A 21,892-nucleotide genomic window follows, 5' to 3' on the forward strand; every position below is an offset into this window, starting at 1 on the left:
CTCAGACGGCGTCGTGGAGCTCGACGTTGTCCTGATACTCGAAGTGCGTCTGGACACGATCCGAGACGTCGATGTTCTGCATCTTGCTGGACGCGGGGATGAAGCCCACCAGACCAGCTGCCGTCTCACCGGCCTGAGCCGTCCGGTAGACGAACTTGAGGATCGCGTCGTTGCGGGAGTAGTAGCCGTAGACCGCCTCGTCGACCGAGGCAGTCAACGAGTCCCAGTTGCTCTTCGCTCCGATCGCGGTGCCGAGGAGATGTGCGGCCTGGATCCGCGGCCCTCCGGGCTTCGTGCCCATGGACTGCGCGGCGACGACCATCGCCCTCGCTCCCAGACTGTGACCGATGAGCACGTACGACTCCGCGTTCGTGCGTGCAAGCAGATCACCGATGATCACGCCCGTCTTGTCGGCGCGATTCTTCGCGACGTGCCAGGGGTTCCTCGCGAGGTCCGAGGCGATCATCGCCGGCCCGGCGACGCCTCCGAGAAGCTTCGCCCCCGCCTTGTGCCCGAGCGCCGCCGCTCCTCTGAGCAGCCCCATGGCGACGCCCTTGCCTGCTGCGCCGACGGCGAGCTCCCCCAGATCCCGCAACTCCTTCGACCCCCATCGGACGCGGTAGACGGGCGAGTCCGGGTAGCGGGAGTCGACGATCGACTTCCACTTGCCCCACCGCTCTCCCTCACCGTCGGTGAGGAACCCGTTAGCGACGACCACGGGGACGCCGCCCGTTCCCGGACGGAGCAGCTCGATCTGGAACGACTTGTCCTCGCTCAGGTAGGCGTTCGCGACCGATGCCCCGAGGACACCTCCCACCGCCGCTCCGACGGCCGTCACGACCGCCGTGCCGCCGGCCATGCCGAGCCCGCCCGCTGCGAGGGTGCCGCCGCCGAGCAGCGCGAGTCCGTGTGAGCTCGCCGCTGCGCCGGTGAATCCGCCGAAGACGCCGAGCGAGCCGATCGCGCCGCCGATGGCGGGAGCGGCGAGGAGAGCGACCGGCGCCGCCATCGCGAGGACAGCGATGCCGCCCACGATGATCTTCGAGGTCGCGTCGAGGTCGGGCTTCTCGTACTCGAGGAAGGCCTCGTAGTCGTGCAGCTCGCCGAAGCTCCCCTGGGCCTTCTCGAAGCCCGGGATCTCGTGCTTGTGCTCGGCGCAGAACTGGGGGACGCGCAGAGCGCCGCGCTCGCGCACCGCCATGTTGCCGCAGCCCACAGCCACGCACGGGAGCGTCGCGGATCCGCAGCCCTGGCAGACGTAGACGGGAAGCTGCCCCGCGGGACGGTTCGACTTCCGGTGCTCGGTGTTGAAGAAGCACGACGAGCACCATCCGTGCTGGACGTCCAGCAGCGAGACGTCGTCTGCGACGTCCGCGATCCACTGCGCCGTCTTCGCGTACGTCTCGGCCACCTTCTGTGCGGTCCGCCGCTCCTGCTCCACCTGCTGGAGAGCTGCCTTCTGCTCGGCCGGATCCGAATGCGCGAGAGCCTCGGCATTGGACGTCATCCGGGCGCGGTACCAGGTCTTGGCGTACGCCCACATGTTGCTGCGCAGTGCAGGATTGCTCTCGAGAACGCCACCGCTCTCCGTCACCGGCTCGAGATCGGTAAACTCCCCCGCAAGGGAGAGAGTCGCCCCCTGATCCGAGACCACATCCACTCGGAGACGGGTTCCTTCGACGACATAGGCGTGCAGTGAGCCGGGCATGGGTTGATCGTGCCATACCGGTCGAGGTCCGGTTCGCTGCGGAAGGGCTGTCGCTTCCTTCTCGATCGGTCGCCGTCCCGTCGGATTCTCCGCGCTCATCGCGTCGGACTCTCCCCCATACCAAGACCGGAGCAGACGGACTCGAAGACGGTCAGTGACACCCCCTCTTCTCCCGGCGCGAAAAGGGAGCCGATGCGGTGAAAGTCGGTACCGTCCGACAGACTCACCGGAACGACGAAGGGGACGAAGTGCAGTTCACGATCAACGGCGCCACCTACGAACTCACACGGGAACAAGTCGAGAGCACCCTCGCCCGTACCGCGCCGGCCGAGGTGAGCACGTACTCCGTCGAGGTGAGCGGCAGCCGCTTCCCCGTGAAACAGGTGATCTCCGAGGTCACCGGTCTGCAGAGGAGCGAGTTCACCTCCGGCCAGGCACAGCGGGTCCTCACAGGGCTCGGATTCCTGGTGCTCAGCACTGCTCCGGGAGCTCGAGGGCGCATCTCCGGTTCCACGCGGTCCTTCGACGGCGTCGAGTGGGGGCTCGCCGCATCCGAGCACGGTTACGAGGAAGCGTCCTCGGGCAAGCTGCATCTCCCAGGATGTGCTCACGGCGTGACGACTCCGATCCGCATCTGGGCTCAGGACGAAGTGCTGAAGGCCTGGGGTGCTGCGCCGGATGTCGATCTCAGGACGCTGACGCGACCGGGATGGTGCTCGGACTGCGCGGCCATAAGAGGAACGACCGACCCCGGCGTTCCAGCGGAGCAACCGGAGACGTCCGGACGGACGGGCCGGGCGGAGCGGACGGCGATCGCGCAGGCCGCCCGGGTCGTCCTCGACGGTGGTCTCCGACGCCAGGCCTCCGCGTTCGACGGCCGGACGGTGACCTGGACCGCTGATACTGCGGCGGCACTCCGGCGAGCGATCGAGACACCCGGGTCGACCGGCACTTTCCGTGAGCGGATCGCCGAGCAGATGACGGATCAGCCGAGGGCGGTCGTCCTGCTCGCCGCTGAGCTCTGCTTCCTGCAGCGCCTCCCCCTCATCAACATCCGGGCGCAGACGAAGCTCGCTCTTCTGCAGGAGATCCTCGACGTGCTGCCCGATCGCCCCCGGGTCCCTGATGTGATCGTCGACGCCCTCGACACTCGCGGCGTCTTCAACGGCGGTCAGGGGTTCAACCAGCAGATCGCACAGCATCTCCTCTGGTTGTGCGATTTCGTCCGGCAGTGGGACGCCCTCGCGTCCGATCATCGCGAAGCCGCGCTCGGCGATCCCTGGCTCTTCCGCGACCGCACGCTCGACGTACAGGGTGATGCTCCACCGATCCGGAGCTCTCTGCTCGCTCTGGCCTGGCCGAGCTGCTTCGAAGCAATCGTCTCCGTCGCGCAGAAGCACGCGATCCGCGACGCCTTCGCGGGAGCGCTCCCGACGGTGACGGACGACGTCGACCGCGATCTGCTCGCTCTGCGGGACAGCCTCGACCCGAGCGGCGAGCTCGACATCGCCTGGTACTCGCCACCGTGGGACGCGGAATGGTGGCTTGCGGCACCGCAGACCGAGCATCGCGGCTGGGCCGTACCCTCGGCCGCTCCCGGCGCGCCACTCGCCCTCCCAGGCCTCCACGTCACGCTCCCGCCGGATGGCGGTCGAAGCGGCATCCGCGACGAAGCGCTCCGTTCATGGAGAGACTGGCCGACGTCCGGGGCCGGTCCGCGACCGCCCATCACCGATCTCCTCACCGAGGTGGATTCGGCTGCGCAGTTCCTCGTGACGATGGCGGCCGGCGACCAGGTCTTCGTCGACGGCTCCGACGACGTGCACTGGGGCGTCATCGGAGAACTCGATTCCCGAGGACGACGCGGCGTCGACTGGCGAACGCCGGTCTCGAGGTCGGAGATACCGAACGCCGTCCTCGACGTCCTGTCCGGCAGCGCTCCGATCACCGACGTCGGCTTCCTGATATCGCCGCCGATCGCACCGACGCCCGCACCTCCGCTGTCCGGCCCCCTCCGCCTCCCCCGCAGCACGCCCGAACTCGCGGGTCGCCTGCATTACGACTCACTGTGGCTGAACGAGGTGCTGGGTCTCCTCGAGGAGCGTCGCCAAGCGATCTTCTTCGGGCCTCCCGGAACGGGCAAGACCTATCTCGCCCGTGCTCTCGCCGACTTCATCGCGCCGAAGGGCGCGGTCCGCATCGTCCAGTTCCACCCCTCCTACTCCTATGAGGACTTCTTCGAGGGGTTCCGGCCGACGGTCGATGAGAAGGGGTCCGCGAGTTTCCGACTCGCACCGGGGCCGGTACGTCTTCTCGCTGCTGCGGCGGCGGCGAACCCGACAGTGCCGCATGTGCTGATCATCGACGAGATCAACCGGGCGAACATCGCGAAGGTGTTCGGCGAGCTCTACCTGCTCCTCGAATACCGCGACGCCGGGGTCTCACTGCAGTACTCGCCGGAGGAGGACTTCCGTCTGCCCGAGAATCTCTTCGTCATCGGAACGATGAACACGGCAGACCGCTCGATCTCCCTGGTGGACGCGGCGATCAGGAGGCGGTTCTCGTTCGTCGAGCTGCACCCCGCAGAGGAGCCGGTACTCGGCCTGATCGAGCGATGGTCGAAGGCGCAGCACCATGAGATCAGCCGAAGTGCTCTGCTGAGGCAGCTCAACGAGCGGATCGGCGACCTCGACCGCGATTTCCAGATCGGCCCGTCCTACCTCATGGGCGCTTCTGCCCGCACGGACTCCGGATTGGCGAGGATCTGGGAGTACGACATCCTTCCGCTGCTCGACGAGCACTACTACGGACGCTTGTCTCGCGCGGAGGTCCGGGCGACGTTCGGTCTCAGCGCTCTCGAGCCCGGTGCTGTCGCGGATCCGGACGAAGCGGTCGACGACGCTCCGGCCGGATGACCCGCGTCGAGTTCGACGAGAACGGCGGCTGGACGGCGGTCTCGTTCGACCCTGAGGTCATCGGTCGCGTATGCAGCGCAGGGCTGCTCGAATCCCGCATGACAGCGTCAGGCGCCGAGGTGAAGCCTCAGCTCAACAGGATCGGGGCGATTCGGATCGATGGCGACGAGGTCGTCGTCCGTCCGAAGGCCGCCTTCTCCTCGGTGCTCTTCATGCTGGGGTACGCGGCGGACCCGGGCTTCCGACCGGAAGAGGTCTCCGGCGACGGCAGGGAGATCTTCCCCGCGGTCGCCGAGACGTACGCGCGCATCGCGGAACGTGCACTCGGGCACGGCCTCCTGCAGGGGTACCGACGGTACGACGAGAGCGCCATGACGGTGCGCGGGCGGGTCCGGTTCTCCGACCAGATGTCGCGCCGCGGCGGACGACTCCTCCCGATCGAGCTGACGGTCGACGACTACTCGGCCGACATCGTCGAGAACCGGATCCTGCGTGCGGCCGGCCGGCTGCTGCTCGCCGTGCCCCGCGTGTCGCCGGACGTCCGGCGGCGCCTGGCGCACCTCGACTCGAGACTGTCGGAGGCAGCCCTCCTGCGGCCAGGGACGATGACACCGTCGTGGCAGCCGTCGCGGCTGAACCAGCGCTATCAGCCCGCCCTGCGCTTCGCCGAACTCGTGCTCGCACGCATCACGCCCACCACGACGAACGGCGGCCACACCGTCGCCTCCTTCGTCGTCAATATGGCGGAGGCGTTCGAGGCATTCGTGACCACGACTCTGAGCAGCGCTCTCTCAGGGGTCTCGCGTGGCGTCAGTATCGGTCAGTTCCCCGCTCATCTCGATCTCGAACGACGCCAGCCGATCCGACCCGACTTCGTCCACGTCGCCGGCGGCCGACCAGTGGTCGTCATCGATGCCAAGTACAAACTCGGGCCACCGAGGGTCGAGGACCTCTACCAGATGCTGGCCTACTGCACAGTGCTCGGGCTGGCTGAAGGGACGCTCGTCTACGTCTCGAGCGCCGGAGACCCGAGTGATCGGACAGCGACGGTGAAAGGCTCCGGTGTCGTGGTTCGGACGGTGCGGATCGACGTCACGAGGCCGCCCGCCGAGATGCTCGCTCAGCTGGACGACATCGGTCGAGCGGCTGCCAGGCGGGCAGGGATCAATACTTCTTCCGGCCTCTGAACTCCGCGCCTCGTCGTAGGGCCGCCTGCTCCATCGGACGACTCAGCCGAGACGGCCCGCCGCCTCAATCCCGCCCCGCACCCCACTCCCCCAGCAGCTCCCGCTCCCGCTCCTCCCCCAGTCCGGCGCCGCGTCCCGGCACGTGCGCGGCCGCCGCGTCCCGCAGCGTCTCGGCGAGCTCGCGGCGCTCGAAGCCCGCGGCCTCCGCCCGTGCCGTCGAGCGTGCGTTCATGCCGCGCCAGTCCGGGTCCGCGATCCACAGCGGGAGCGAGCCGGCGCCCGCCCACTGGCCGACGCCACGCTCGAGCAGCCACTCCTGCGGCACGGCGACCGGCTCGGCCGACGATCCGCTCCGCGCCGCGGCGAGGTGCTCGCCGAACGGCACGGGGGTCCCGCAGACGTTCATCACGCCCGCCACCCGCGCCTCGGCGGACGCCACCAGCCATGCGGCGAGGTCCCGCACGTCGACCACGGACGTCGGCAGCTCGGGCGCATCCGGCACCAGCACGGGCCCGGACCGCGCGCTGAAGCGCCAGGGCCAGTAGGAGGAGCGGCTCGTCGGGTCGCCGGGGCCGCCGATCAGGCCGGCGCGCGCGATCAGGGACGGCGCGGATCCGGCCAGCACGGCCTGCTCGCAGGCGGCCTTCGCGGCGCCGTACGAGGCGGGATCGTCGGAGGGAGTCAGCAGCTCGGCGTCCTCGTCCGCGCCGACGACCGCGTTCTCGGCGTAGACGCTCGTGGTCGAGACGAGGACGTAGGCGCTGCAGCGCAGGTCGCGGACGGATCGGCGGACGTGCTGCGGGGTCGAGGAGACGTCGATCACCGCGTCCCACGATGCCGCAGCCACGGCGTCGAGGGCGTCCTCGCGGTCGCGGTCGGCCCGGACGAGGGACACCCCCGCGGGCACGGCCGTCCCCCGCGCGAGGCAGGTCACGTCGTGGCCGCGCCGCAGCGCCTCCGCCGCGAGGTGCCCGCCGAGCCAGCCCGTTCCTCCGAGGATCAGCGTTCTCGTCCCCGCATGCTCGCACGGGCCGCCTCGCGCGAAGCCCGCTGAGGTGCCCGAATTGGTCCCGAGAACGTTGAAACAACTGCATTCTCGGGCGACTCGACACGGGCGACTCGACGCAGTGGGCGCCGAGCGAGCGACTCAGCGACAAAGGCCCCCTCCACGAGCCCCCGCACACCCGGCCACCCGAGCCCGCCCGCGTCCTCTGTCCGGAATCACGCGGGCGGCTCGGGCGCCCGAGCGGCTCACACGACGACGAAGGCGTCCAGGATCAGCGAGTTGCCCGTGGAGGCGGCGTTGCGCTTGCTGCCGCGGCGGATGGTGATGGTGTGCTCGCCGGCGCTGAGGGTGCTGCTGGTGAACACGGTGCGGGCCGAGCGGTTCGTGGCGCTGTAGCGGTCGACGGAGGCGACGAGCACGCCGTCGATCAGGACCTCGTTGATGCCGGAGGTCGGGGTGATCCGGCTCACCCAGCTGACCTTCGTGCCCCGGAAGCGGAGGGTCGCCGAGGCCGTGGAGGTGCTGGAGTACGAGATGCTGCCGCCGCTGTCGGCGGTGCTCGAGAGCGTCGCCCAGGTGCCGACCGTCGCGATGACGGCGGCTCCGTTCTGGTACGTCCCCGCCGCCGGCAGCGTCGAGGTCGGGGTGGGCGTGGACGTGGCCGTCGGGGTCTCGGTCGGAGTCGGCGTGTCGGTGGGGGTCGGCGTGTCCGTCGGCGTCGGCGTCGGCGTGCTGGTCGGAGACGCCGTCGCGGTGGGGGTGGGGGTCGACGTGGAGACGGTCCCCGCGGTCACGACGAAGGCGTCGAGGATCAGGGTGGACCCGGTGGACGCCGGGTTGCGCGTCGTCCCGCGGCGGATCGTGACCGTGTGGGTGCCGGCGGCGATCGGTCCGCTCGTCCACACCGTCTGACCCGAGCGGGTCGTGGGGCTGTAGCGGTCGACGGTGGCGACGAGGACGCCGTCGAGCAGCACCTCGTTGATGCCGGAGGTCGCCGTCATCCGGCTCACCCAGCTGACGCCCGTGCCCGAGAAGCGGAAGCTCGCGGACGCTCCGGCCGAGCTGGAGTAGCTGATGCTCCCGCCGCTGTCGGCGGAGGAGGAGATCGTGCTCCAGGTGCCCGCCGTCGTGATGAGCGGCGAGTAGTTCTGGTACGTGCCCTCGCCGGGGATCGACGAGGCGGGCTCGTCGGGCAGCGGAACGACCGGCTGCTCCGCGAGCCAGCGGTCGAACGTGTCGAGCATGTCCTTGTTCGTCAGGCTCGGCACGTTGTGGCCGTTCGGAGCGCCGTCGGTCGGCGTGTAGAGGACCACAGCCTCCTTCGCGACGGGCTTCGCGAGCGCGACCCAGGCCCCTCCGTGCACGGCGATCGGGACGAGGACGTCCTCCGTCGAGCCGGTCGTGCGGATCCGCGCCCCCGCCCACGAGGCCTGCGGCAGCAGCGCGGGGTCGGTCGCCGGGATCGTCGAGGGGTCGTTGTCGTAGTCCGGCAGGACGCGCCCCGGATCGCGGCGGGCCATGTCGGCCATGTCGTAGACGCCGGCCGCGTGGTACGCGCCGCGGATCTCGGGGACCAGCTTGTTGCCGTACGCCCAGCAGAGCAGCGCTCCGCCGCCGGAGTTCGAGCGGAGGAAGCTCGCGCCGATCCGCCACGTCTTCTGGAACCAGGCGACCGCGTCCACCTGCATGGCGACGGCCCGCTTGTTCGTGTAGATGCTGCCGCCGTAGTTGGGGCAGATCGAGATGACGCCCTTGTCGACGGCCTGGTCAGCGCTGTACTGGTAGGCGCCGGACAGGGCCGCGTAGGTGCTCCCGTTGGCGTGGTAGTACCAGTAGACGACCCGGCCGATCCGCTGCGAGGGGACCGCGGTGTGCGGGACGAAGAGCCGCGCGCGGTCGGTGCCGATCATCACGTCGATGATCTGGTACGGCTTCTTCCCCACGCGCGAGATCGCCGTGTCGCTGCGCCCGAGCTCGTTGGGCAGCGGCGGGATCACGCTGTAGTCGGGCGCCGCGGACGCGGTCATCGCGTAGGCGAAGGCGGATCCGACGCCGAGGGCGGCTCCGGTGAGGACGAGACGGCGGCTGTGGCGCGCAGGAGAGGACATGGGATCCCGACGTGGAGAGGGCTGCTCGGTCGGCGGAGCCTGACCGGAAGGTGTGAGGGGGGTGCTGCGGTCCGGATCGGACCACCGTGGAGGGGGCGCGGGGCGGTCCTTCGGGGGACCGTGCGGGCGGGCAGGCGCGAATGCATCCTCCCGCGTCCGCCGCGCGACCACCAGACCCGCTTCAGGGACACCCGCGGCGGCGCTCCCACCTGGCGTGGAGCGGCGGAGGGATGCGAGAAGGTCCTGGTGAAGGCGCTATCTCGCGCCACTGCTCTGGAGATGCCCGCCACGGGAGCGGAACCGCATCGTGTCGGTGCCGGAACTCCGGGGTCCCGCGGGGCCGGCACGGAACCAGGCCGCCCTGAGCCCGGCGCGAGGGCCGTGCGCACGTCAACACTCTCGCGGGGGACCCCCGGAGAGGTCGCGTTTTCTGGACACCACCTGAGCGCTGGTTCAGCGCTCGCTCTCCCCCTTCTGCGTGCCCACCGGATCGGGGGCCCGTCGTCCGCCGCCCACGTCCCGTCTCAGGGGGACAGGGCGCCTCCGAGCCGCGACCTATCGTGATCCCGCTCCATCCGGAAGGCCCGGCGAGGCGCCCCGGGGGGAGGTCGATCCGTGTCGAACGCGCATGCCCGGCCGAGCCACGACCGCTCGATCGCCCTCGGCCTCGTCCTGCTCCTGCTCGCCGCCGTCCTCGTGGTTCTGCCGGCGACGAGAGCTGCGGCGGCCACGGTCCTGCTCCAGGAGGGCTTCGGCGGCACCAGCGTCGCGGACTCGGCGTGGCAGGCGCTCGACGGCGCCTGCATCACGGCGGCGACCACTGCTCCGCCGACCGGCTCCTCGAATCTCGGCGTCTGCGCCAACCGGACTCAGGCCCCCGCCGCCGCGACGAGTCCGGGCTTCCTGCAGCTCACCGACGCCCGGAACAACGCCAAGGGCGGCGCGGTCTTCAACCGGCCGATTCCTGCCGCGGGCGGCATCGACGTCCAGTTCGACCAGTACCAGTACGGAAGCTCGCTGACCGGGGCCGACGGCATCGGCTTCTTCCTCACCGACGGCTCGAGGTCCCTCACCGCGGCGGGAGCTCCGGGCGGATCGCTCGGCTACGGCCAGTCGGCGACCGTCGACGGGGTGAACGGCGGCTACCTCGGGATCGGAATCGACGCCTTCGGGAACTTCTCGGCCAGGCCCCCCGCCGCGCCTACCCTCGGCCTCGGCTCCGACTGCCCCTCGAACTCCGGGTCGGCGCTCCTCACGGCGAACAAGATCGTGGCGCGCGGACCCGGGCAGGCCAAGAGCGGATACTGCTTCCTCCAGTCGGCCTCGCCTCCCCTGCTGACGTCGGTCCGCACGACGGCCACGACATCGACGGGCGCTCCGCCCGCGTCCTACGGGCGCACGATACGGATCATGGTCTCGGCTGCCGCCACTCCCGTCGTCACGGTCTACTGGGGAGGGACAGCGGGTCTGCCCGCCGGGCAGCTCGATCAGCTGATGCAGTTCACGATGCCGACCGCAGCGCCCTCGACCTACAAGCTCGGCTTCACGGCGTCCACCGGTGGATCGAACGACACCCACCTCGTCCGCAACGTCTCCGTCTCGTCCATCAACACTCTCGACGACATCACTCTGGTCAAGCAGATCGACCGCACCACCACGCAGCCCGTCGCCTACGCCGAGGGATCCGTCATCCCTTACCAGTTCGTCGTCACGAACGGGTCCATCCGGGGCACGCTCACCGGCATCGTCGTCACGGACCCGAAGGCCGCGAGCATCTCCTGTCCGACGACGACCCTGCTCCCGCTCGCCTCCACCATCTGCACGGGATCCCATACGGTCACGGCCGCCGAAGCGGTGGCCGGCTCGTTCGTCAACACGGCGACCGCTGCAGCGACGAAGACGGAGACGATCTCGAACGTCGTGACGACGACCCCCGTCACGAGCAGGACCGCCACCGCCACCGCCCCCATCGCCACCCCGGCTCCCGCTCTGACCCTCACCAAGACCGCCCTGCTCACCGACACGAACGGCAACGCCCAGGCCGACGCCGGAGAGCAGATCCGCTACTCCTTCCTCGCCCTCAACTCCGGCAACGTCACACTGCAGACGGTCGCCGTCGCCGACCCGAAGGTCACCGGCATCACGCCCGCCTCGACGCAGCTCGCCCCCGGAGCGAGCGCCACCTTCACGTCGGCGCCGTACACGGTCCTTCAGACCGACATCGACAAGAACACGTCGCTCGTCAACACGGCGACCGTCTCCGGCCGCACCCTGGCCGCCTCGCCCGTGACGGTCACCGCGACCTCCACGGCCACCACGCCGATCCGCTACGCGCCCTCGATCTCGCTGACGAAGAACGGCACGATCCCGACCGGGGCCGCCGTGGGCTCGACCGTCTCCTACAGCTTCTCCGCCACCAACACCGGCAACACCGGGCTGAGCGCCGTCGCGGTCACCGACCCCAAGAGCGGGCTCTCCGCGCTCGCCTACTCCTGGCCGGGGACCGCCGGGCGCCTCGAGATCGGCCAGTCGGTCACCGCGACCGCGTCGTACACGCTCACGCAGGCCGACGTCGACGCGGGCCAGGTCCTCAACACCGCGACCGCGACCGGCACCCCTCCGACGGGCGCCGCCGTCACGGCCACCGCCTCGCGGACGGTGACGATCACCCGCACGAACGACCTCGCGCTCGCCAAGACCGCGAACCCCGCCTTCATCAGCGCCGCCGGCACCGTGGTGACCTACACCTTCCGCGCGACCAACACCGGCACCACCACCCTCACCGCGGTCGCGATCAGCGACCCCAAGAGCGGGCTCTCCGCTCTCACCTACTCCTGGCCGGGCACTTCCGGACGACTGCTGCCCGGCCAGGTCGTCACCGCGACCGCCGCCTACACGACCACAGCCGCCGACGTCACCGCCGGCACGATCGCCAACACCGCCACGGCGACGGCGACCGGCCCGACCGGCGGGGCGTTCACCCGCACGGCCTCGGTGAGCATCTCAGTGATCCCCGATCCGGCGGCCGACGCCGCGACGGTCGTGCAGGGCGGATCGGTCGTGATCGACGTGCTCGCGAACGACGGGCCCGCCGCGACCGGAGCGACCTTCTCGCGCGCGCAGCTCTCGGCGACCCCGAAGGCGATCGGAGGCGCGGCGACCCCAGCCCCCGCCACTCCCCTGCAGGGGTCCGTCTCCTGCGTCGCGAGCGGAGCGACCCGCGGCCAGTGCACCTACCGCCCGATCGCCGCCTTCGTCGGCACCGACGTCTTCGACTACTCCCTCTCGGGCCAGTACGGCACCTGGAACGTGCGGGTCACGGTCACCGTCACCGCGCTGAACCGCGCGCCGGTCGCCCGACCCGACCGCGTGGTCGCGACCACCGGCGGCCCCGCCGTCACCGTCGCTCCGCTCGCGAACGACACCGACGAGGACCCGGGCACGACCCTCGCCCTGGCCGGCACGAGCGTCCCGGCCGGGCTGCGCGGCACCTTCTCCTGCTCCGGATCCACGTGCACCTACACGCCCGCGACCGACGGCTGGACCGGGAGCGCGACGATCGCGTACACGGTCACGGACGGCGCGCTCACGGCGGGCGGCACGATCACGGTGTGGGTCGATCCCGCTCCCCTCGTCCGGCGCGGCTTCTCCGGCACCGGCAGCACGAGCGGAGCGGTCGGGCTCGGCGCCTGGACCAGCTCCTCCGTGGTCGCCACGCCTGTCGCGAGCTGCACGGCCGGTCGGCCGAGCACCCTCGTGAGCTGGTCGGCCGCCGCTGGAGCGACCGGCTGGACCCTCGAGCGCCGCCTCGCGGGGACGACGCCCGGCCCCTGGACCGTGATCGCGGCACCCGCCGCCTCCGCGACGAGCTTCACCGACGACCGGGTCGGTGAGGGCCGCAGCTACCAGTGGCGGGTCCGCCCGGACCTGCAGCGCTGGCTCGGAGTCGCGTCCGCCGCCTCGACCGCCGTCGCCCAGCCGGCCGTCACCACCGCCGGAGGCTGCTGATGCCTCCCCGCCGACACCCCTCTCGTCCTGCACGTGTCCTCGTGAGGGAGACCACGCCCGCACCGGGCACCACCCACCAGAAAGGAACGGTCGCCATGACCACCACAGCACCCACCCGTCGCAGCCCCTGGAAGAAGATCGCCCTCACCGGCGGCGTCCTCCTCGCCGCGGGAGCCCTCGCCGGCGCCGGCGCCTTCGCCGTGTTCACCGACTCCGGGAGCGCCAGCGTCACCGCGGACGCCGGACAGCTCGACATCAACCTCGACGGCACCTTCATCGTGACGGACATCGCGCCCGGAGACACCATCCAGCGCCCGGTGACGATCGTCCTGCCGAACGCCACCAACGACGGCGACCTCGTCTCGTCGGTGCGCTTCTCGCAGGCCGTCACCAACGACGTCGTGGGATCCGACACCACCGACCAGAACCGTGTCGGCCAGTCTCTCGTCTCCGGCCCGAACGGCCTCGACTACCGCCTGCTGACCTGCTCCACCGCCTGGACGACCGCCCCCACCACGACTCCGGCGGGCCCGTACTCCTGCAGCGGGACCACCACGGTCACCGGATCCGGCAAGCTGTCGTCCATCGGCGGCCAGGCCGGCGCGGTCGACTTCACCCCGGCGAACTTCGGCATCACCCCCACCACGACCGGGACCTTCCCCTCGGACGCCGGTGATGTGACGCTGAACACGCTGATCGAGCTCGTCCTGCCGACCGCGGCCGACAACGCGTACGAGAACGCCTCCGCCACGGTCACCTTCACCGCCGCCGCGATCCAGCGCGCCGGCATCCAGAAGTAGACCGTCCCCCACCGCCTCCGTCCTGCCCGGCCGCCACCGGCGCGGGGCGGAGGCATCCCCCTTTCCTCCCGGAGTCGTCCCCATGCCCCACGCCCGTGCGCTCGTCGCCGTCCTCGCGGCGGTGCTCCTCGCGCCCGCGGCGAGCGCCGAGCCCGTCGGCGTGCTCGACGTGCGCGAGCTCTCGGCGCCCGGATCCCTCACCGACCTCGCTCCGGGCGACCGCGCCGAGTGGGCGGTCGAGGTGACCAGCACCGGCCTGTCGCCGCAGGGGGTCTCCGTGGCCTTCGCGGTCGACGGAGGGACGCTGGCGCAGGACCCGCGCGACGGCCTCCAGCTGTCCGTCGAGCTCTGCGGCTCGGCATTCACCGTCGCCGAGGTCATCGACGGGGGGCGCACGGTCGAGCGCTACCTCTGCCCCGACGACGCTGTGCCGCTCGGATCCGGGCCCGCGGCGACGCTCGGCCGGCTCGACGGTGTCCGTCCGCTCGAGCGCGGGGCCACCGTGGGCGTGCGCGTCCGCGTCCTGTTCCCGGAGTCGGCCGGCAACGGGACCGAGCTCGCGGCGGCGTCGCTGCGGGTGCTCGTGGGCACGACGGAGGAGGATCCCTCCGCGACGCCCGGCCCCGGCTCCTTCCCCGGAGCGGCGGGCGGCGGGCTGGCCGTCACCGGCCGCGACCTGGGCGCTGCGCTCCTGGGCGGGATGCTCGCCCTCGGCTCGGGCGCCCTGCTCGCCGCGGCGGCGCGCCGTCGTCACCGGAGGGAGCAGGCGTGAAGGCCCTCCGCGCTCTCCTCGGCGGCCTGGTCACGATCGTGGCCGTCGCCGGCATCGCCGTCTTCGTCCTCTCCGCGCTCGGTCTCGTGCGGCTCGTGCCGGTGCTGTCGAACTCGATGGCGCCCGGGATGCCCGTCGGCTCCCTCGCCGTCACCCTGCCCGTCGACCAGGCCGCGATCCGCGCCGGTGACGTGATCGTCTTCACCGACCCGGACGATCCGGGCCGCCGCGTCATCCACCGCGTCACCCTCGTCTACTCCGAGGAGGAGGCGGCGGCACTCCGCGGCCGCGAGCCCGGCCAGCTGGCGCTCACCACCAAGGGCGACAACAACGAGTCGGCCGACCCGTGGATCGTGACGATCGCGGACGAGCGGATCTGGCGCGAGAGCTCGGTGGTGCCGCTGCTGGGCTGGCCGAGCATCGGCCTCGCCCACCCGGAGGCGCGGTTCGCGCTCTTCGCCGCGGGCGGCGCGGTCATCGTGGGCGCGCTCCTGATCGCCATCTGGCGCCACCCCGCGGAGGTTGCCCCGTGAGCGGCGCGCACCGCTCGTCGGACGGCACGCCGCCCCCGGAGCCCCTGCGTCCGCCCGCTGAGCACGGACGGCACAGCGCCCGGCCGTCCTCCCGCGACCGCGGAGCCCCGCGCCACTCCCCCGAGGTCCGCCGCCGCGTGGTCTCCCGCGCCGGCCTGGCGGGACTCGTCGCCGGCGCGCTCGTCCTCGGCGCCGCCGCCACCGCCACCGCCGTGCTCCTGGACCGGGGCTCCGTGAGCGCACGGATCGCCTCCGGCACCGTCATCGCGACGTTCACCGGCACCGGAGCGACGACCGTGCCGGTCCCCGTCGCGGGACTCGTCCCCGGCGGCACGGCCCGGCGCCTCCTCGACCTGACGAACGCCGGGACCCTGCCGATGTCGGCCCTCCAGCTGCAGACGGCCACCGGCACCGACCTCTCGGACGGCCTGCAGCTCGCGATCGAGCGCTGCTCGCAGTCCTGGTCGGCCGATGCCGCGACCTGCCCCGGCACCGTCACCACCGTGTCGGCCGACCGCCCCGCCGCCTCCCGCCTCGACCTGCCCGGCTCCCCAGCTCTGGCCGTCGGAGCGACCGACCACCTCCGCCTGACCGTGCGCCTGTCGGAGTCCGCGCCGTCCGCCGCGCAGAGCACCTCGGCGACCCTCACCGTCACCTTCTTCGGCGTGCAGCGTCCGGGCCGCCAGCTGTAGGCGCGGCGGGCCCACGCCTCGGCGGCACCACCGCCGCGCCGCCCCCTTCCGCGCTGAGGTGCCCGGGACGGCCGTCGACACGCCGGAGAGGGCGACCGTCTCGGGCGACTCAGCGGGGCCGCGGGTACCTCGGTGATGCCTCGCTACTCGCGCAGGGCCGCCACGGCGTCGTGGAAGCTCGGCACGTCGGAGAGCACGCCCTCGGGGCCCAGCACCGTCCAGGTCGTGCCCGTGCGGATCAGGACGCCCAGCTCCTCGGCGGGCCGGCGGCGGGTGCGGCGCAGCTCGAGCACGAAGACTCCGGGACGCGCCTCTCTGATCTCGGGAGTGCGCCGGTCGGGCAGCATCACGAGTCCTCCCCGAGGGTCAGCGGTAGACGCTCCACTCCTTCTTCACGATCCGGCGCTCCTCGCCGTCGACCGCGACGATCCACTCGCCGTCCTTCTTGGCCACGACCCGCCCGCGCAGGTACTGCGGCTCCCAGCCGTCGGCCTTGTTGACCCACTTCACGAACCGCGCGAACCGCCCCGGTGCCACGTCGTCTCTGGACATCTCTCGACTCCCCTCGTCGTCACCGGCACGTCCATCGCCCTCCGTCAGGAGAGCACCTCGCCCAGCGCGAGGGCGACCTCTCCTGTGAGGTCTCGAAGCCGGTTCACCGACGGTAGAACGCGCTCCTCACGACGGACGAGACCGTTGACTGATCGACGATCGTCTGGCAGTGGGGTCAGGATGCGGCAGCGGATTCAGGAGTCGAACAGCACGTGCGGCCGTCCGGCGTCGACGATGACGCGGGCGCGCACCCCGTAGACGTCCGCGATCAGCGCCGGAGTGAGCACCTCCTCCGGGGTGCCGCCCGCGACCACGCGCCCCTCGCGCAGCACCAGCAGCGCGTCGCAGAACAGGGCCGCGAGGTTGAGGTCGTGCAGCGCGACGACCGTGGTCACCGGCAGCGCCCGCACCAGGGCCAGCAGCTCCAGCTGATGGCGGATGTCGAGGTGGTTGGTCGGCTCGTCCAGCAGCAGCTCGCGCGGCTCCTGCGCGAGCGCCCGGGCGATGTGCGCGCGCTGCCGCTCGCCGCCCGAGAGGGTGTGCCAGAGGTGGTCGGCCTTCGCCTCGAGGCCCACCTGCTCGAGGGCGCGATCGATCGCGCGCAGGTCCTCGGCCGTGTCCCCGCCCAGGAGGGAGCGGTGCGGGGTGCGCCCCAGCCGGACGACGTCGCGGACGGGGAGGTCCGCCTCCGTCTCGGCCTGCTGCGTCACCGTGGCCACGGCCCGGGCGACCTCGCGGCGGCGGAGCGAGCGGAGCGGCGCGCCGTCGAGGGTGACGACGCCGGCGTCCGGAGCCGCGGTGCCCTGCAGCAGCCGCAGCAGCGACGACTTGCCCGAGCCGTTGGGCCCGAGCAGTCCCACTGTCGAGCCGGGAGCGGGGCCGAGCGAGACGCCGTCGACCACCAGGCGGCCGCCCCGGCGCCACGAGACCCGGTCGGCCTCGAGCGTCACGAGCGGCCCCTCCGCCGCAGGAGCAGCAGCATGAACACCGGCACGCCGACGAGTGCCGTGCCGACCCCCACCGGCAGCGGAGTCGGCGCGAACGCCACCCGCGACCCGGCGTCGACCCACACCAGGAACACCGCGCCGAGCAGGATCGTCGCCGGGATCACCCGCGAGTGCCGCTGGCCGAACACGAGTCGCGCGGCGTGCGGCAGCACCAGCCCCACGAAGCCGATCGCGCCGGCGATGCTCACCAGGGTCGCCGTCAGCAGGGCCGTCACCACCAGCAGGAGGAGGCGGGTGCGGCCCACGTGCACGCCGAGCGACGCGGCCACGTCCTCCCCGAAGGCGAACGCGTCGAGCGTGCGCGCCGCGGCGAGGCAGACCACGGAGCCGAGCAGCACGACGCCTCCGCTCAGCGCCGCGTCGTCCCAGCGCATGCCCTCGAGGGAGCCGAGCAGCCAGAACATCACGCCGCGCGTCTCGTCCGAGTCGGCGAGCGCGAACACGATCAGCGAGGTCAGCGCCGAGAACAGCTGCGTGCTCGCCACCCCCGCCAGGATCACGCCGGAGGTGCCGCCCGCCGAGAACCGCGTGAGCAGCAGCACGAAGCCGAAGGCGACGAGCGCGCCGACGAAGGCGCCTCCGGAGAGCCCGACCACTCCTCCGCCGACCCCGAGCACGCCGACGAGCACCGCGCCCGTGGAGGCTCCGGAGGAGACGCCCAGCACGAACGGGTCGGCGAGCGGATTCCGCAGCAGCGACTGCAGGATCACTCCGCACACGCCGAGCCCCGCCCCGCAGGCCGCGGCCACGAGTGCACGCGGGAGGCGCTCCTGCCAGACGATCGCGTCCTCGGCCGCACGCACCGGGACGGAGGCGAGCCCGAGGTGGTTGAGGAGGATGTCGCGGACGTTGACGAGCGAGACGTCGGCCGGGCCGAGCGTCACCGCGACGCCGACCGAGAGCGCCAGCGCGAGCAGCCCGCCGACGACCAGCGCCGCGGCGACCAGGCCCCGCGGCACCCGGCGGACGAGGACCGTGCTCGTGCTCGTGCCCGTGCTCAGAGCGAGGCCCCGTTCTCGTCCCACCAGGCGCGGATCTTCTCGAGCCCGTCGACGAAGCGGATCGACGGGTTCATCTCGGCGCCGTGGAGCGCGATGAAGCGGCCGTCCTGCACCGCGGGCAGGCTGCTGGTCAGCGGGTCGGAGCGGAGGAATGCGGTCTTGTCGTCGAGGCGGTCGCCGGGGAAGCGGTCGCGCTGCAGGTCGCCGAGGACCAGGACGTCCGGGTCGGCCGCGACGACGCTCTCCCAGCCGACGGCGGGCCAGTCCTCCGTGCGGTCGGCGAAGACGTTGGTCATGCCGGTCGTGGTGCCGAGCATCGAGGCGAAGTTGTAGCCGCCGGCCATGTAGGGCGTCTTGGTGTCGGCGAACCAGAAGGCGACGGTCCGGCCGCCGAGGTCGACCCCCTCGGTGGCGGCGGCGGCACGCTCCTGCAGCTGCGCGACCAGGGCGTCACCGCGCTGCTGCACGTCGAAGACCTCGGCCAGCTCGTGGATCTCCTGGTAGAGGACGTCGACGGTCAGCGGGACGGTGCGCGTGCCGCTCCCGCCGTTGACGCTCGCTCCGTGGTCGCAGTCGGAGGGGGCGAGGTAGGAGCCGATCCCCGTCTCGGCGAGGCGGTCGCGCGAGGCGACGCCCTCGGGCGCGTAGTGCCGGCCGAAGGAGGCCGTGACGAAGTCCGGGTCGGCGCCGAGCAGCACCTCGTAGGTGGGCGCGTTGTCGGCCAGGCGCGGCACGCTCTCGTTCGCGGAGGCGAGGGTCGCGAGCACGGGGTCGGTCCAGGAGGCGGTGCCGACCATCCGGTCCTCGAGGCCGAGGGACAGCAGGATCTCGGTCGAGTTCTGGTCGAGGGAGACGACCCGCTGCGGAGGGGCGGTGACGGTGGTCGTGGTGCCGCAGTCGTCCAGCGTGAGCGGGTACGAGGTCGTGCCCTCCCCCGCGGCGGCCGTGCTCGGGCTCGATCTGCTCGGAGGCGCCGCAGCCGGTGAGGGCGAGCAGGGTCAGGGCGGCGAGGGCGAGGGCGGCGGGGCGCCGTCGGTGCGTGGACATGGATCTCCCGTGGTTCGTGGGCGTCGGTCGTCGGCCCGGTTCATAGGCCCGGTTCGTGGGCCCGGTTCGCCGGCAGGGCTCGTCGGCCCGGTCCGTCGGCGGGCGGCACCCGCGTCTCGGCGCGGAGCCCGAGTAAGCATAGCCTTACCTCACTTCAACTCGTCCATTCGCGCCAGTCGATCCGCGCCACCGACCCTCGGCCGCCCTCGGCCCGGCCCGCCGGCGACTCCGCAGGAGTCGCCGTGGTCGCGCGCGAGAACGGCGACCTCCGAGTTCTCGATGCACTCAGAAGGCCCGGAACAGCCGAGTAAGCGGACACCTGTCGCGCACCTCGCCTCCGCAGCCCCCAACCAGGTGGACAGCACCCCGGAGACGGTTCCCCTGGGGGTGAGAGAGCGCGATCCTGGACACCGACGCTCGACGGCGCCCGCCCCACTGCCCGCCGATCGTCACGGAAGGAACCCGTTGCCCCGCCACCCCGCCCGCACCGCCTCCTCCGGCCGGTCCGCGCTGGTGCGCAAGGCCGACGCGTCCGGCTACCGGCCCGAGATCGAGGGACTGCGCGCCGTCGCGTCCCTCCTGGTCGCGACGTTCCACATCTGGCTGGGCCGCGTCTCCGGAGGCGTCGACGTCTTCTTCGTGATCGCCGGGTTCCTCACCACCCTGACCCTCCTCGGCCAGATCCGCCGGTTCGGGCGCGTGCGTCCGATCGCCTTCCTCCGGAGACTCGCCTCGCGGCTCTTCCCGGCGGCAGCGGTGGTGCTGGTCGTCGTCGCGGCGCTCGCTCCACTCCTCCTGCGCCCCTCGCAGCTGCTGCAGACCTTCACCGAGGTGCTCGCCTCGACCTTCTACGTCGAGAACGTCGCGCTCGCGCGGGCCGGAGTGGACTACCTCGCGCAGGACGACTTCCACTCGCCGGTGCAGAACTTCTGGGCGATGTCGGTGCAGGGGCAGTTCTACCTGGTCTGGCTCGCCCTGGTGCTCGTCGCGACCCTCGCCGCCGTGCTGCTGCGGCGCCGCGCGCAGCTGCCGCGGTTCCTGCTGGCGCTCGTCGCGGCGCTCACCGTCCTCTCGTTCGCGTTCTCGGTCGTGCTGGTGGGGATCGACCAGCCGACCGCGTACTACAGCACCCTCGCCCGCTCATGGGAGTTCGGGCTCGGCTCGCTCGCGGCCCTCGTGCTCCCGGGACTGGCGATCCCGGCGGCCCTGCGGACGGTCGCCGGGTGGCTGGGGCTGATCGGAGTCGTCTCCTGCGGATTCGTGCTCCAGGTCTCGAGCGCGTTCCCCGGCACCGCCGCGCTCTGGCCGACCCTCTCGGCGGTGCTCGTGCTCGTCGCCGGGACCGGCCCCGCCCCGGAGCGCGGCGTCGGCCGACTGCTGGCCCTGCGCCCGCTCGTGTGGCTGGGCGGCCTGAGCTACGGGATCTACCTCTGGCACTGGCCACTCCTGGTCTTCTGGCGCGAGAGCACCGGCGAGGACCCGACCGCCCTCGCGGGCCTGGGCGTCATCGCCGCCGCGATCCTCCTGGCCGCCGCCTCGAAGCGCTTCCTCGAGGACCCCCTCCACCGCCGCGCCCCCGCCGAGCGCCCGCACCGCCTCCGCGCGCTCGCCCCGGCGGCCCTGCTGGCCGTCGCCGCCCTGGTCGGAGCGACGGGCCTCACCGGCACGAACGCCGCGATCGCCGCCGACCTCACCCGCGCGCACGCCCTCCCCGTCTCGACCGAGGGCTGCGTCGGAGCCGCGGCGCTCGCGAACGCCTGCTCCGACTCCTGGACTACGAGCCTGCCCGCCGTCGACGCCTCGGAGGACGGCTCCGCGCTGAACACCGACGAGTGCAGCACGGGCAACTCCGGCACCGCGCTCAAGGAGTGCCGCTTCGGCGATCCCGCCGGCCTCCGTGTGCTACTCATCGGCAACTCGCATGCGGCGTCCTTCTTCCCGGCGCTGCGCGGCGTCGCGGAGGAGCGCGGCTGGGACCTGCACACCTACTACAAGACGGGCTGCGTCTTCTCGACCGCGGAGCGGCGCGACGACTCCGCCTCCTCCCGGCGCTCCTGCGACGTCTGGAACGAGAAGCTGCAGGAGGAGCTCGCGGGCCAGGAGCCGTACGCGCTCGTCGTCACCGCCTACTCCGCGAAGAAGTCCGTGTTCGTCGACGCGTCCGGCACCCCCGACGAGCAGGCCGGCATCGACGGTTTCCACGAGTCGTGGGCTCCGCTGATCGCCCGCGGATCCACGGTGGTCGCGATCCGCGACAATCCGGTGCTGCCCTCGCTCTCCCTGCTGGCCTGCGCCGAGGAGCCGGGCTCCGCGGCCGACTGCAGCGTGCCGCTCGACGAGGCCTTCGCCGACCGCGAGCTGATGGCCGCCGCCGCCGAGGACTGGCCGGGCGCCGCCGCCGTCGACCTCACCCGCTGGTTCTGCGACGACCGCGGCTGCCCCCTCGTGATCGGCGGAGTGAAGGTGTACCGCGACCTCGGGCACCTCACCGAGTCGTACGCCCGGACCCTGGCGCCCTACCTCGGCGAGGCGCTGGACCCGCTGGTCGGCTGAGGA

Annotated in this window: 16 protein-coding genes; 8 read left to right on the forward strand and 8 right to left on the reverse strand. The window is 72.0% G+C overall.

Annotation, left to right across the window (positions count from 1 at the left end; genetic code table 11):
* Position 1: 1 nt before the first annotated feature.
* Positions 2–1,594, reverse strand: coding sequence for a DUF726 domain-containing protein (locus C5D36_RS05525; protein WP_219812384.1), 1,593 nt, complete (start codon positions 1,592–1,594; stop codon positions 2–4).
* 1,091 nt (positions 1,595–2,685) lie between these two features.
* Here C5D36_RS05525 and C5D36_RS05530 point away from each other — a divergent pair.
* Both C5D36_RS05530 and C5D36_RS05535 read left to right on the forward strand, forming a co-directional pair.
* Entirely contained in the window at positions 2,686–4,623 is a 1,938-nt protein-coding gene (locus C5D36_RS05530) for an AAA family ATPase (protein WP_146080947.1), read from the forward strand.
* On the forward strand, positions 4,620–5,810 hold the full coding sequence (locus tag C5D36_RS05535) for an McrC family protein (protein WP_104234076.1): 1,191 nt from the start codon (positions 4,620–4,622) through the stop codon (positions 5,808–5,810). The genes C5D36_RS05530 and C5D36_RS05535 overlap by 4 nt, the downstream gene beginning before the upstream one ends.
* A 64-nt stretch (positions 5,811–5,874) precedes the next feature.
* Here C5D36_RS05535 and C5D36_RS05540 read toward each other — a convergent pair whose 3' ends face one another.
* Together C5D36_RS05540 and C5D36_RS05545 are read right to left on the reverse strand one after the other, a co-directional pair.
* The gene (locus C5D36_RS05540) at positions 5,875–6,813 is read right to left on the reverse strand and encodes an NAD-dependent epimerase/dehydratase family protein (RefSeq protein ID WP_104234077.1); all 939 of its coding nucleotides are present in this window, start codon (positions 6,811–6,813) and stop codon (positions 5,875–5,877) included.
* A 248-nt stretch (positions 6,814–7,061) separates the two neighbouring features.
* Positions 7,062–8,924 (reverse strand): hypothetical protein, encoded by a 1,863-nt coding sequence (locus C5D36_RS05545; protein ID WP_104234078.1) that lies wholly within the window; start codon positions 8,922–8,924, stop codon positions 7,062–7,064.
* Between the two features lie 615 nt (positions 8,925–9,539).
* On the opposite strand from C5D36_RS05545, the gene C5D36_RS05550 reads away from it, so the two are divergent.
* The 5 genes from C5D36_RS05550 (at position 9,540) to C5D36_RS05570 (ending at position 15,729) form a co-directional block, all read left to right on the forward strand.
* Positions 9,540–12,932 (forward strand): Ig-like domain-containing protein, encoded by a 3,393-nt coding sequence (locus tag C5D36_RS05550; protein WP_104234079.1) that lies wholly within the window; start codon positions 9,540–9,542, stop codon positions 12,930–12,932.
* 95 nt (positions 12,933–13,027) lie between these two features.
* Positions 13,028–13,732 carry a TasA family protein gene (locus C5D36_RS05555; protein ID WP_104234080.1) on the forward strand — a complete coding sequence of 235 codons (705 nt, stop codon included), beginning with the start codon at positions 13,028–13,030 and terminating at the stop codon, positions 13,730–13,732.
* A gap of 82 nt (positions 13,733–13,814) precedes the next feature.
* On the forward strand, positions 13,815–14,504 hold the full coding sequence (locus C5D36_RS05560; RefSeq protein WP_104295371.1) for a hypothetical protein: 690 nt from the start codon (positions 13,815–13,817) through the stop codon (positions 14,502–14,504).
* Positions 14,501–15,037: a signal peptidase I gene (locus C5D36_RS05565; RefSeq protein WP_104234082.1), complete on the forward strand. Its 537-nt coding sequence runs from the start codon at positions 14,501–14,503 to the stop codon at positions 15,035–15,037. The genes C5D36_RS05560 and C5D36_RS05565 overlap by 4 nt, the downstream gene beginning before the upstream one ends.
* Positions 15,034–15,729: a peptidase gene (locus C5D36_RS05570; protein WP_104234083.1), complete on the forward strand. Its 696-nt coding sequence runs from the start codon at positions 15,034–15,036 to the stop codon at positions 15,727–15,729. The genes C5D36_RS05565 and C5D36_RS05570 overlap by 4 nt, the downstream gene beginning before the upstream one ends.
* Before the next feature lie 143 nt (positions 15,730–15,872).
* Here the strand turns inward: C5D36_RS05570 and C5D36_RS05575 are convergent, their stop codons facing one another.
* The 5 genes from C5D36_RS05575 to C5D36_RS05595 form a co-directional block, all read right to left on the reverse strand.
* Positions 15,873–16,076, reverse strand: a complete 204-nt coding sequence (locus tag C5D36_RS05575; RefSeq protein ID WP_104234084.1) for a hypothetical protein — start codon at positions 16,074–16,076, stop codon at positions 15,873–15,875.
* A gap of 19 nt (positions 16,077–16,095) precedes the next feature.
* Entirely contained in the window at positions 16,096–16,281 is a 186-nt protein-coding gene (locus C5D36_RS05580; RefSeq protein ID WP_104223398.1) for a hypothetical protein, read from the reverse strand.
* A 194-nt stretch (positions 16,282–16,475) separates the two neighbouring features.
* Complete coding sequence (locus tag C5D36_RS05585) at positions 16,476–17,231, reverse strand: ABC transporter ATP-binding protein (RefSeq protein WP_104295372.1); 756 nt, start codon at positions 17,229–17,231, stop codon at positions 16,476–16,478.
* Positions 17,228–18,313 carry an iron ABC transporter permease gene (locus tag C5D36_RS05590; RefSeq protein WP_104295373.1) on the reverse strand — a complete coding sequence of 362 codons (1,086 nt, stop codon included), beginning with the start codon at positions 18,311–18,313 and terminating at the stop codon, positions 17,228–17,230. The genes C5D36_RS05585 and C5D36_RS05590 overlap by 4 nt, the downstream gene beginning before the upstream one ends.
* Positions 18,286–19,086, reverse strand: a complete 801-nt coding sequence (locus C5D36_RS05595; protein WP_258062872.1) for an ABC transporter substrate-binding protein — start codon at positions 19,084–19,086, stop codon at positions 18,286–18,288. The genes C5D36_RS05590 and C5D36_RS05595 overlap by 28 nt, the downstream gene beginning before the upstream one ends.
* 715 nt (positions 19,087–19,801) lie before the next feature.
* On the opposite strand from C5D36_RS05595, the gene C5D36_RS05600 reads away from it, so the two are divergent.
* Positions 19,802–21,889, forward strand: coding sequence for an acyltransferase family protein (locus C5D36_RS05600; RefSeq protein ID WP_181072782.1), 2,088 nt, complete (start codon positions 19,802–19,804; stop codon positions 21,887–21,889).
* The last annotated feature ends 3 nt before the right edge of the window (positions 21,890–21,892 follow it).

The organism is Rathayibacter sp. AY1C6, from assembly GCF_002931535.1.
GTDB lineage: Bacteria > Actinomycetota > Actinomycetes > Actinomycetales > Microbacteriaceae > Rathayibacter.